Below are 13,115 nucleotides of genomic sequence, written 5' to 3'. Positions count from 1 at the left end.
CGAGGCCTACGCAACCTCGATCGACATCAACGGCAATCGGGGCGGATTCCTACGTGAAGGTGGGAAAGTGGTGGCTTGTAGTGGTTTGGCGGGGAGGTCTATATTTTTCTCGTCGCCCAAATGGCGGCCAGGTTTGGCGACCCGAACTACAGAGAGTCATCTATTCACTGAGGCTCTTATATGACCAGATACATGCCCATCACCGGCGTCGACTGCACGCCGGCAACCCTGCTCATCGACACCGAAGCGCCGCTTGATGTCCTCCTCGAAACTGCCGACTACCGTGTTCGCACCGTGACTCAGGTGTTGGAGAATATTGCGTTTCGTTCCGATATCGGCTCGGATACGGTGGTGCTTTCTGATTTTTGCAAAATGCTGACGATTGCATTACGCGATGGGTGTGATGTGATGGTTGTGATTGGGAGGCGGTTGCGGGAGCAGGTTGCCGAATAATGCAAATGGGCGACCCAAGGTCGCCCGCTTAGCTTGCACTCATGCTATTTGAGGAAGCCTCCTACTTGACCGGTATATACGAGTATCCCATCACCATGGCTTTCCCTTCCTCGGCGTTCCGTATCCGGACCATTTCGACTGCATACTCCTGTGTATATTCAACGAAGTATTCTTTACCCGGTTCGACCGGCAGGTTCAGAAATACGTTATTGGGGTGCGGACGTGGCCCAGCTGATACCTTATGCAGACCCGGACTCACCTGCACCCAGGAATAGGTCTTGTTATTGAGCCCCACAACCGCACTGTCATTGATGCTGAACACGCTGTCATAAAAACTGCCTTGAAGGACCTGAGTCCGCATCATGTAGACCAACGCCTTGCCCTGTGGTAACGGCGGTGGCTCGAAATATGGCTGACTGGAACTGGTGTGAGCACAGCCGGCCAAGAACAGCACGAACAATAGGACCGGTATACTTTTTAATATTGAACTCATTTATTTTGCCCTAGCAACTGATTAATCACAGGCGCCATTTTCTGCTCGACTGAGGCTATCTTAGACGGATCAAAACCGCCCTCGCCCACCAGATGGTATTGCCCAAAACCTATCTGCTGATCGCCCTTGAAGAGCCGGACGCTAGCATCGGACAAGTACGGGGAAATGTCCCAAGAACGAATGGCGGTGTAAGTAAGGCGGTACTCACAACTACTTGGAACGCGCGCCGTGTAAAGCCGACTTTCGACGCCGTGCTGGTGCAGTAGTGTTTGCAAGCCATCCACGAAGTCATTCGTCACCACTTTCGGGTTTTCTTCGATACAGAGCTGCGAGATTTTGTATTGAGAAGCGACTGGCTCGACTGTGACATTGGTACAACCGACCAATGCCAATAGAAGGCCTGTCGTGATGGCTTTGGGCAGCATGTTCTGTCCTTAAAATACGAAACAATAGTTACTTACAAACCTTAAACTGCAATGGTGTTAGAGGCACCTGCGCAACGGCAACACCATCTTTATCACAAAACTCAATCTCATAAGCTTCCTCTGGCTCTGAGTACACGGCAACTATTACTCCAAGATCACCACTACAAATTCCTTCCGAAGGAATATCCTCTAGCAGGCGCACTAATGTATTAATCTCAAAAGACATATAGACTACTTCACAAAAATAGTTGTTAATTCCGGGACATTTGAGCCAGATTTATAAATCCAGCCACTTCTAACCACACCATTTCCAGCTGGTCCTGTGACGGGAATATCTACAGTAAAGCGCGCCCCATACTGATCTACCTTCCCTGGAGTTGGCGTATTACTCATTATACCTTCCCGAAGCTGCTTCATTAGTAAATCCGAATTATCCTTCGTAAATCCGAGTACAGATTCAAAAACACGAGCCTTGTTACCACCGACCGGATGATCTGGGTTCAATGCATAATCTGTTAGCTTGCGTGGATCGATGATCGCGCGATTAGCTCCTATAAGCGAATAAGCCCCTTCAACAAGCTCTGGAGATCCTTTCCCTCCTCCGCTATTACGTCCACGACCTGCCCCCATCCCGATCGCAAGCGTCACTGTGCCATCAATAATAGCCCTAGCGTATTCTGGACTAATACCCCACTTTGAAATCAGAACATCTGTCACCGCCTTGGCGGAGTGCTCTGTGGTCACTCCCGCCAGCAGATTTTGAAACTCGTAGTTTTCCGCAATCAACCGCTCATAGGCCTCACGGGCTTCGGGCGACGCAGAGTCCATCTGATCACGGAGCTGCTCCGTCTTGGCTTGCGCTTCGGCAACCACGCTCGAAGTTGGCTTGCAATTATCGGGGTTCTGAGCACAGCTAACCAATGCCTCCTGGGTCTGCCGCTCGCTCAACTCGTGGTAGGTGGTATATGCATCGTCTATGCATGAGCGGTCACTTCCACAACCTTGTAGCTTGCTTCCCGCCCGCTCAAGGTCGGAATGGCTCAGATAGTTGTACTGGGTTGCATTAGCAGCGATGTTCGCGGCAATGCTGGGGTCGCTGCCTGAGACGACCGCCGTGAGTACACCCAGTAGCTGTGACATCGCCGACAGATTGGCTTTGGCCTGATCGGCTCCCGGGCGATTTGGATCGTATCCTTCGGGCAGTACCAGTTCTGCCAGATAGCCCACGAGCGCTTCGTTGGCGCCTCCGGCCAGGGCCCCGGTCTTGAAGTCGCCGCCCATGGCCATCGATTTCAAACCACCCACAAGTGCGTGGGCAGCAATCTTGGTCGGGCTGCCTTCAGCCAAAGTCAGGTTGCCAACTTTATTGGCGGCAACCGCACCACCAATATCGATAACCGCCCCCAGCAGGTTATTGACGAAGTTATCACCCAGGCTGCCACCTTGAATAGCAGTCTGGACCAACGTGTCCGCACCCGTCTTGAGGATGACTTGACCTGCACTATTCAGGTCGAACCCTAGCTTGGTCGGATCATAACCAAGGCTGCTGCTACCGATGCCGCCCAGCATGCCTGAAACCACATAGCCCTTGAGGCTATCACTGCTGAAGGTGTCTTTTAGAACCGCGCCCAGGTCGCCGTTGTTACTGATGGCGCTGTTGGCAGCTTGGGTTTCCACGGCAATCAGCACAGCGTTGGCGAAACCAGCTGAGAAGGTGCCTGCCGTCGCCCCTACCAAACCAGCCCCTGCCCCGCCTGTGACCACTGCCAGTGCGATTGCCAAGACCATCTGAGCAGCCACACCGAGCCCCGAGTTCGAGTACTTGAAGCTCTGGTGAATCTCTTCCACGCGGCGCCAATCGACGTCCCCACGCTGTTCGGCTTCCTTGAGCCATGCCAACTTCGGATCTGCCTTGACCATGGCGTCGATGGTCTGGCTGACGGTTTGTTGATTGACGTGTTTGATGTCGATATTCAGGCCGTCGACGGCTTTGATGACCAAGTTCCCTTGAGCCACCAACTCACTCTGGCGCAAGGTTTCGTCGGTGTGTCCTTTACCCTTCATCGAGTTCCAGGCCATGCTGGAATTACTCTTTGTATGGGTTTCCTGGACCAGATCCTTGACGCCCTCGAAAGTAATTGAACCGTCGCTTTCCAACGTCAGATCAGCGCCACTATTCAGCTTGGCCGCTTGATAACGCTGGTCACCCCCACTTACCAATGTCAGATCCCCACCGGTGGTGATCTCACTGCTTATATTCGTGACCTTGGTGACCTCGTCATGCCGCGTTTGCTTTCTGCCAAAACTACCTTTCTTCTTTTTGTCATACAGCGAGTAGTCGGAGTCCTGCGCCGCCAACACTTCAAGTTTGTCGCCGGCCACCAGGTAGGCTTCGTCTCCGGCGCTGATGCGACTTGAGATGAGTGCCAGGTCTTTTCCGGCCTTCATCGTGACGTCTTCACCCGCGCTGATCGTGCTGCCGATCTGCTTGACGTGGTCTTCCTGGGCCGTGACTTTCTTCGTCTTGTAGTAAGAGTGGGTTTCATCCGCGCCGGAGGAGACTGTCATGTTTTCGGTGGCGGTGAGTGCCACATTGCGATCGGCGCCGATCTTGCTGGCGATGGCATTGAAATCCCGACCGGCATTCACGATGACGTCGCGACCGGCATCCACGCTGGAACCAAACTGCGTCACCGAACTTTTGCGAATGCCGTTGTTGCTGGCACTCTCCTGCTGGGCAGAGACAATGCTCACATCCCGACCTGCATCAATCCGGGTGTCACGACCGCTGACCATGACGCTGCCGATGTTCTTGAAGTCCTGGCCTGCGCCAATGTCCAAGTCGTTGGCAGCCTCGATACGGGCCGCGTTGTCCATGTAGTCCTGCCGCCGACTGTCGTTTTCAGTGGTGACGGTGCGCTCGTTGATGACATCGCCCAGGGTCGCCTTCAAGCTGACGTCACGTCCGCTGATGATGCCCCCGGCGCCGTTGATGATGTTGTTGCCCGCCAGCAGGTTGAGTCGGTTGCCGGCCTCGATCAGTCCACTGTTGGCGAGATTCTGACCTGCCAGGGCAGACAGGTTGTCAGTCGCTCGAAGCGTACCGGCATTGATCAGGTCTCTGCCGGCAATCAACGTCACATCCTGGCCGGCGATCAACGCGCCGGTGGGGGCCAGGCGATTGTTGGCTTGGGCCAGATAAAGCACAGGCACCAGGACTTTCTCGCCATTCACCTCATGCTCTTCGAGCCAGACGATGTCATGGGTCAGGGCTGCGACTTGCTCTGAAGTCAGGCTCACACCCACCGACAGATTTAGGGCGTCCTTGCTGGCGATGGCATTGTTCATCAAGTACTTGAACAAGCCTTCGTCGCTGGTTTGGCCGTCGATGTAGCGCTGGCCGGTACGGGCGACAACCGCTTGCTGGATCAAGCGCTGTTCGTAAAGTCCGTCACCCAGGCGTTTCTGACTCTCATCGGGGTTGTAGCCCAGGTTGGAGAGCAAGTAATCCGAGCTCATGAACTGCTTCAACTCGGTCAACACTGGGTTGGTTTCGATGAGGTATTTCTGCGGGTTGGTTTTGAACGCGTTATCCGGCAGCCCTTTGACGCGACTCAGTTGCTGGCCCGTTACTGAAGTAGCGACGACGGGATTGCCCGCAACTGGGACACTACCGATCGGTCGAATCAGGCCGCTGTCGTCGGAGCGCACCGGCCACATATGGGTGGCCGTGTTGGATCCCGTGCCACGGGCGGGCATTGGAATAGAGTGGCCGCTACCTTCGATGGGTGGACTGGCATCAAGCGCGCTGGGGTTGATGTGACCGATAACGGTTTGACGGTTGATCGGCGTCAGTTGCTGACTATCAGAGACGACTGGAGTGACACCGGCAATCTGGACGCTTCGAGACTGAGTGTCCGGCAAGCCCTGGGGCGCCCGGCCAGTGTCGACCGAAGCGCTGCCCATGCTCCAGTTTTGCGGACCGCTGTTGACCTGGGCGACTTGTTGAGCCGAACCATTCTGCCCGCTCAAGCGAAACAGTCCGTTTTGCCCGGTTGGCAAGGAAAAGCCCGGAAGGCTCAGCGGGTTCACTTGTTGCTGGGAGAGATCGGGTGGCAGCTGACGATTGAGTCTGACGACCGTGGTTGCGACGCCGGTTGCCTTGGTATCGGCAATTTTGTTCGTCCCACCGCTGATGCCGTAGTCCTGATGGATGACACTGTTCTGCAGATCCTGGGTGGCGGTAATCGAAACACTGCCACCCGCCTGGACAACGGCGTTACGACTACCGGCCATGCTTGCAGCGCCGGAACTGTCTGTGGCGACTTCAATGTCGCTGAGCAACTTGTACGGGGACAAGTCCGGTGCTTCAGCCAGGTTATTCGGATCGTATCGGGATGGCGTCGAAGTTTCGAAGCCATATTTCAATCCGGGCAACACGATGTTGTAGCCAAGACGGGCACTGACAACCTGTCCCGTCTGGCTGTCCTTTAGAGACACCACTTCATAGGTTTCCCCCTCTCGCCCGCCTTCCCTGACATGGGCTGACGTGGGAATGGCTTTGTGGATACCACCATCCAGGTCGAGGTAATACACGTAAGGGAAATCAGGATTGTTTCGCTGGTTGTAGGGGGTCAGGACGTTGGTGAAGAACCGATCGGTGCCACCGTCGCTCATGCCTGCGACCTGATAAGTGCGCGTGCGCTCGATTTTGCCGTTCTGCGAGCCGATGTTCTGAAAGCTGTCAGCCGTGATATTGATGTTACCAGCGGCACTGACGGTGCTTTTGCTATTGAGAAAAGTGCCGCCCTGGAAAATCAGATTCTTGCCGGCTGTCAGAAACGCCGAAGCGCTGGTGTCGTTGTCGATACTCTCGAAAACCTCACGAAGCGCCACTGTGAAGGTGTAGTAGTCCCCTCGGCAGTCGTTACAAATGTTGGCGATAAAGCCTGACAGCAACTTGCGTCCACCCGAGGCGACGTCTCCTTCGGTACGGTTCTGGAACACATCAGCGTTGATCGTGAAGGTGCCACCGCTTTCCATTGCACCGGCAATATTGCGGACATCGGCAGCGCGCGCGGCGGCGCCGTAACCACCGATCACGACATCGCCAAGTCCATACAGGTTACCGTTCCGATTGGTCACTTCAGCGGCTTTAAGAGTCATGTCCGCGCCACTGAAGATCAGGCCACGATCATTGAGCAACGACGGTGTTTTCAACACGAGGTTCAGCGCTGACCCCAGAGTGCCGTAGTTGACAAGGCTACCGGCCTCCACCGTCAAGTCGTCGTCTGAAGTCAGGCGTCCGGCGTTGGCCAGTTGTCCGCTTACCCTTACAGTGGAGTCATCCCCACCGGCGATGCTGGAAGAAGCATTCAGGTTCAGTTGCGCCGCACTCAGGTCTATCCCCCCGAGGCTCGACAGCCGCCCATTGCCCCCATAGCTGCCCCCCAACGCAAGGCTGATGGAGCCATCGCTGGCGATCAGACCATCGTTGGTCCAGTTACCCCCGTTGCCCACCAGGCTGGTGGACGCCAGCAACTGCCCGGTGCTGGTCTGGGTCAGGTTGTTGACGTTGACGGTCAGCCGCCCTGCCTGGATCACACTGCTGTTGGTCCAGTTGTCTGCCGTGAGCGTCAGTCCCCCGCGGGTGACAAGGCTGCCGCCGGCGTTGGTGATGTTGGCCGTGGAAATATCGAAGGTACCGCTGCCGACATGCAACAGGCTACCGCCCAGGTTCTGGAAGCTTGCGGCGTTGAGGATCAGGTCGCTGTTGGCGGTTTCTACCTTGCCGTTGCGGTTGTCAAACAGGCCGCCGATCTGGAAATCGGTCTTGCCGCCGGTACCCAATGCACGCAACTGCCCCGTCTGGTTATCAACGCTCGCCGCTCTGATCGCCAGGGTGCTGTCGCTCTCGATGATGCCCAGGCGGTTGTTCAGCGCCCCGGTCAGATTCAGATCGATCTGGCTACCGGCGATCTGGCCGTGATTGTCGCCACTGTTGTCGAAATCGTTGGCGGTAACGCTGACCTTGCCCTTCGCGTAGAGCCCACCGTTGCGGTTGTCGAAGTTGCGGGCGCTGACAATGGCATCGCCGGTCTGTGCCGAGATTCGCCCGCCGTAGTTGTCGAGGCCACCCAGGGCAATGAGGTTCAGGCGCTGGGCCTGGGTGATGCCGCCCAGGCGGTTGTTGTTCAGGTCGTAGCCGTTCTTCAGCACACCGCTCAGTTGGGTGGTGAGCAAACCTTGCAGGCTGGCGAGCACGCCGCCACGGTTGTCCAGGTTGCGGGCGACGACCATCAGGTCACCGGCCTTGGCCTGGAGGCGACCGCTCTGGTTGTCGATGTCGTTGGTGACGGTCAGGGTTATGGCGCCCTGGCTCTGCACCGTGCCCTTGCCGTTGGTGAGGCTGGCGGCGTCGATCTGCACGCCGCCGTTCTGGCTGTAGATCAAGCCATCGGCGTCGTTTTGCACCGTGCCCGTGGCGGTCAGGGTAAGTTGATCATTGGCCGCAACGGTGCCGCGATTGCGGTTGTCCAGGCCAGCGGTGAGCAAAGTCAGCAAGCCCTGGCTGGCAATTTGGCCGCCCTGGTTGTTGATTGTCGTCGCGCCTTGAACGCTCAACGGCCCGCCGCTGGCGAGCTTGGCGCCGCTGTTGTCGAGGACGCCATTGAGGTTCAGGTTGACCGCTGCATTACCGATCAGGCCACCCAGGCTGTTGTTCAGGTCGGAGGTGTTGAGGGTCAGTGTCTGCTGGGCATTGACCGAACCGCCGGCATTATTCATGGTCGTGGTTTTGATGGTCAGGCCGGCACCGCTGTCGATTAGACCGCCCTGGCCGTTATCGAGGGCACCGCTGAGATTGAGGTTCTGCGCCCCAGCACTGCTGAGGATGCCCTGCTGACTGTTGTCCACCGAAACAGCGAGTACGCCCAGACTGCCCTGGCTCACCAGTGCGCCGCCATTGCTGTTGAGCAGGTTGCCCAGCAGAGAGAGATTCAAGTTACCGTTGCGGCTGGACAGCGTACCGTTGTTGCGGTTGTCCAGGCTGGCGCCGTTGACCAGCAGGCCTTGCCACCCGGAGATCAAGCCGTTCTGGTTGACCAGCGCAGTACCATCGAGGCTCAGGTTCTGACTGCTGATCAGCTTGCCGCCGCTGTTATCGAGTGTCTGGCCGCGCAGGCCGAAGCTCTCGCTGCTGGAGATTTCACCGCCCTGGTTGTTCAGGTTGCGCAAGCCGTTGAGGGTCAGCGGGCCTTTGGTGGTGATCAGGCCATTGCGGTTGTTCAGATCGCTGCCACCGAGGTTCAGCGTGACGGCTTTCTCGCCCAGCAGTCGACCGCCCTCCTGAGTCAGCGCCGAGAGCGTGAGATTCACGTCACCCTTGGCTGACACCTCGCCCCCAGCACTGGAGTCCAGCGAATCGGCAGTGAGGGTCAGGTCACCCTGAGCATTGATCAGGCCGTTGACGCTGTTGTTCAGCGCCATGGCATTGAGGACCAACGCACCGCCCGCCAACAGACTGCCGCCTTGGTTATTCAGGTCCCCGCTGTTGAGCGTGAGCAATTGCGCGGCGCTGATAAGGCCCTGGGCCTGGTTATCCAGCTGGTTATCGATTGTCAGATCAAGATTACCGCGGCTGGTGAACGTGCCACCGTTGTTATTCAGGCTTTGTGCCTGGGCATCCAGGGTTGCCGCACCGATCATGCCTCTGACGTTGTTCAGCGCCTGGGCGATGCGCAGAGTCAAGCCCTGACTGCTCAGCACCCGGCCGTTATCGTTGTCGAGGTTTTGCGCCGCAAGGGTAAAGGCTTGGCCGCTGGAGATCTCACCGCCCCGGTTGTCCACGCCGCTGAGGTTTTTCAACAGCAGCGTACCGGGCGCGTTGATCAAGCCGTTCTGGTTGTTGAGCTGGCCGTTGTTCATGTCCAGGCTCAGCGAGGTGTTGCTGAACAACTTGCCGCCCTGCTGATCAAGACCGGCAACCGAGGCGGTCAACGCGTCTTGACTGCCGATGCGCCCACCGTCTTGGTTAGTGACTTGGGCAGCCTTGAGATTCAGTGTGGAGCCGCTGTTGAGACGCCCATCCTGACTGTTGTTGAAGGCGCCGGTGGTGACACTCACTGCGCCTTTGCCGCTGATATTGCCCTGTTGGCGGTTATCCAGCGCCGTACTGGTGAGCAACAACGCGTTGTCGGTGACCAGTTCGCCGCCCAGGTTGTCGAGACGTCCCTGGCTGTTCACAGTGAGGTCGCCAGCGCTGGACAAGCTGCCGCCGGTGTTGGTCAGGTTGGCCACGTTGACACTCAGCGCACCTTCGCTGCTGAGCTGGCCTTGATTGTTGACCAGGTCGCGGCTCAGGGTCATGCGCTGATTCTGCTGGCTGACCAGATAACCGCCGCTGTTGTCCAGGGAGCCGCCATCGAGCCTCAACTCGGTCTTGGCACTGAGCAAGCCCTTGCTACGGTTGAGCAATGTGTCCACGGTCAGCTTCAGCGCCTGTCCGGCGAGAACCTGGCCGCGATCGCTGTTGTCGAGGTTCTGGCTGAGCAACGTAACGTCGCCGTTACCCGACAACTCACCGCCACGGTTGTCGAGATGATCGACGTCGATTTCCAACGCTTTAGTTGCGCCCACCAGACCGGCCTGGCGATTGTCGAGGCTGGCCGCCTCTAGCTTCAAGGCGTCAGCGCTGACCAACGTTCCTTGGCGGTTATCCATGGTACCGACCGTGGCCTGGAGCCCAGCTTTGCCCGCAATGCTCCCGGCACGGTTGTCCAGGCGATCTGCCGCCAGTAACAATGCACCGTCGGCGACCACCGAGCCGCGCTGGTTGTCGACTGTGGAATCGACCGTCAGGTCGAGTTGACCAAGGCTGCTGATCAGGCCGTCGCTGTTGTCCAGGCTGGCGCTTCGGCTGTCCAGCGACGCCGCCGAAATCACTCCTCGGGCGTTGTTCAGCGGTTGCGCAGTCTTCAGCACCAGCCCTTGATTGCTCAGCAACTTGCCGCCGCCGTTATCGAGATAACGCGCGGCCAGGGTGAACGCTTGCCGACTGGAAATTTCACCGTTCTGATTGTTAACGTCCTTGAGATTGCTCAGCAGGAGCGTACCCGACGCATTGATCAGACCGCCCTGGTTGTTCAATTGGCCCTGGTTCATGTCCAGGCTCAGGTTGGTGTTGCTGAACAATTCCCCTTGCTGTTGATCCAGCCCGGTAACGGAGGCGGTCAGGGCTTGGCTGCTGGCGATACGACCGGCAGCGTTGTTCACCTTGGCAGCGGTAACCGTGAGCGTACCGCCCGAGGTCAGGCGTCCACCTTGGCTGTTGTCGAAAGCGCCGGTGGTGACCTGGGCCGCGGTCTTGCCCGAGACCAGACCGTTCAGGCTGTTGTCCAGTTGAGTGCTTTTGAGGGTCAGAGCGGCATCGGTGCTGATGGAGCCGTCCTGGTTGATCAGCCCACCGTTGCTGACAATCGACAATGCAGCGGCGCTGCTCAAGCCACCGGCTGTGTTATCGATCGTGCCCGCGTTCACGGTCAACTCGCCTTCGCTGTTGATCAGCCCCTCGCCGTTCAACAGAGCGTTATCGAGGGTAATCACCAGACCGTTGAGGCTGTTGAGCGCACCGCCCGTATTGTCCAGCGTGTCGCCGCGCAGCATCATGCTGCCTTGGGCGTGAATCAGCCCGCTGTTCTGGTTGATCAGTTGGGCGACTTTCAGCTCAAGATCAGTGCCGGCGATGAGTTTGCCGCCATCGCTGTTATCGAGCCGCTGTCCGCCGACTTTCAAACCAAGCGCACCGGATATCTCCCCCGCGCGGTTATCGATCTGCCCAACGTGCAGGTCCAGCGCTTTTGTGGTGCCGACCAGGCCACCGTTGCGGTTATCAAGCGTGTTGCCGGTCAAGCTCAAATTACCCTGGGCTATCAGCTCGCCGCCCTGCTGTTGCAGGGCACCGATCACGGCGGTCAAATCACTTTGGCTGGAAATACGACCGAGGCCGTTCTGCACTTCGCCGACCTTCAGGGTCAGCGGACCGACGCTCGTCAGCAAGCCACCGCTGTTATCCAGGTGCGAGCCTTCGACGTTGAGGCTGATCTTGCCCGTGATGACGCCGCTGTTTCGGTTATCCAGCTGATCGACCGTCAACTGCAACGCCTTGTCGGCGCGGATGCGTGCACCACGGTTGTCGAGCGCAGCGGCTTGTAGATCCACCGCGCCCTTGGCGGCCACTTCACCCAGGTTCTGATTGTCCAACAAACCTCTTATGCGTGCGGTCAGGGTACCGTCGCTGATCAACTGCCCGCCGTTGCTGTTATTCAGGCTGGCCGCGGTGATATCCACGGCTTCAGCCGAACCGAGCACGCCCTTGCGGTTGTCCAGAGCGCCGCCCAAGGTGATGCTCAAGGCCTTGTCGCCGAGGATCTGGCCGTTGCCGTTATCCAATGCCATCGCGTTGAGGCGGGTCAGGCCTGCACTGGACATCTGGCCACTGAGGTTAATCAGCGTTCCGTCGACACTCATGCTCAGGTCTGCGTCGCTGCTCAGGTTGCCAGCGCTGTTGTCCAGGCTGGCCGCGTGCAGCTCAAGGCCCTTGGCCGAGACCAGGCCTTTGGCGTTGTTCAATACCTGAGCAACAACCAGGTTGAGGCTTTGCTGGCTGATGATCGAGCCTGCACTGTTATCCAGGCTTGTGGCGATCAGACTGAACGCCGCATCGCTGGATATCTCACCGTCGCGGTTGTTGACTGCACCCAGGTTCTTCAACAACAAGCTGCCGGGGGCGTTGATCAGCCCACCCTGGTTATTCAATTGCCCATGGCTGAGATCGAGAGAAACGCTGGTATTGCTGAAGAGCTGGCCGTTGCGTTGATCCAGGCCGGTCACGGTGGCATTCAGGGCCTTCGCGCTGGCGATGCGACCATTGGCGTTATTAACCTGCCCCGCGTTCAAGACCAGCCTATCACTGCTGATCACACTGCCGCCCAGGTTGCTCAGGTTCGCAGTGCTGTCGACGTTCAAGGCACCGACACTGGAGATCTGACCAACGTCGTTATTCATCCCCGCCGCTTTGACACTACCCGTGGCGTCACTTTTCAAGCTGCCCTGAGCGTTGAGCAATTGCCCGCTCAGCCTCACGTCCAAGCCTTGCTGGGCATAAAGAGATCCCTGGCGATTGTCCAGATTCCCCGCATTGACGCTCAGCAGCCCGGCCGATGACAGCAATCCAGCCTGGTTGAGCAACTGCGCCGAAATGCTGGCGGTGAGCGCGCCGTCCGTGAGCAAACGTCCAGCAGTGTTATCCAGCGAAGCGGCCGTCAGTTGAACACCCTTGCTTGCGCTGAGGCGCCCATTCTGGTTGTTAACCTGGCCGCTGGCATTGATGTCCAGCACCTGACCGACCGCCACCAAGCCCGCCACGTTATCCAGCGAAGTGACGTGCACCGTGACGTTGCCCAGGCTGCTGAGTTGGCCACTGTTATTATTCAACTGCTCGATATTCGCCGTGAGGTTGCCATTGCTGCTGACGGTGCCCTGGGTGTTGAGCAGTGTGTCGGCGCTGACGCTCAGCGTGTTGCTGCTCAGTACTCGGCCATTGTTCTGGTTATCCAGAGTCCCGGCTTTGACAGTCGAGGCCTGCCCGGCGCTCAGGGTCCCGCCCTGGTTGTTCAGGGTTTGCGCCACGTTGGCCGTCAGGTTGCGGCTGGCGATCACGCTCTTGCCGCTGTTGTTGAGGCTTT

Annotated in this window: 5 protein-coding genes; 1 reads left to right on the top strand and 4 read right to left on the bottom strand. The window is 57.9% G+C overall.

Annotation, left to right across the window (positions count from 1 at the left end; genetic code table 11):
* Window positions 1-180: 180 nt before the first annotated feature.
* The gene (locus CGA22_RS24320; protein WP_041020785.1) at window positions 181-453 is read left to right on the top strand and encodes a hypothetical protein; all 273 of its coding nucleotides are present in this window, start codon (window positions 181-183) and stop codon (window positions 451-453) included.
* Window positions 454-514: 61 nt separating this feature from the next.
* On the opposite strand, the gene CGA22_RS24315 is transcribed toward CGA22_RS24320, so the two are convergent.
* From CGA22_RS24315 to CGA22_RS24300, 4 genes are all read right to left on the bottom strand, one after another.
* A complete protein-coding gene (locus CGA22_RS24315) occupies window positions 515-946 on the bottom strand; it encodes a DUF2846 domain-containing protein (protein WP_041020784.1) in 432 nt (143 codons plus the stop codon).
* Window positions 943-1,371, bottom strand: a complete 429-nt coding sequence (locus CGA22_RS24310) for an Sbal_3080 family lipoprotein (RefSeq protein WP_041020783.1) — start codon at window positions 1,369-1,371, stop codon at window positions 943-945. Before CGA22_RS24310 ends, CGA22_RS24315 begins: the two co-directional genes overlap by 4 nt.
* A 28-nt stretch (window positions 1,372-1,399) precedes the next feature.
* Entirely contained in the window at window positions 1,400-1,597 is a 198-nt protein-coding gene (locus tag CGA22_RS24305; protein WP_084213702.1) for a DUF4926 domain-containing protein, read from the bottom strand.
* Window positions 1,598-1,602: 5 nt separating this feature from the next.
* The coding region (locus tag CGA22_RS24300) for a DUF6883 domain-containing protein (RefSeq protein ID WP_188258733.1) at window positions 1,603-13,115 on the bottom strand (11,513 nt) is incomplete at its 5' end.

It is taken from the genome of Pseudomonas sp. PSB18 (assembly GCF_014596565.1).
Taxonomy (GTDB): Bacteria; Pseudomonadota; Gammaproteobacteria; order Pseudomonadales; family Pseudomonadaceae; genus Aquipseudomonas.
This window is presented reverse-complemented; position numbering and strand designations above follow the sequence as displayed.

Bases quoted from the DNA above. Each gene is read 5' to 3' on its own strand.
- CGA22_RS24320 (WP_041020785.1), top strand. From the start codon at position 181: ATGACCAGATACATGCCCATCACCGGCGTCGACTGCACGCCGGCAACC.
- CGA22_RS24315 (WP_041020784.1), bottom strand. From the start codon at position 946: ATGAGTTCAATATTAAAAAGTATACCGGTCCTATTGTTCGTGCTGTTC.
- CGA22_RS24310 (WP_041020783.1), bottom strand. From the start codon at position 1,371: ATGCTGCCCAAAGCCATCACGACAGGCCTTCTATTGGCATTGGTCGGT.
- CGA22_RS24305 (WP_084213702.1), bottom strand. From the start codon at position 1,597: ATGTCTTTTGAGATTAATACATTAGTGCGCCTGCTAGAGGATATTCCT.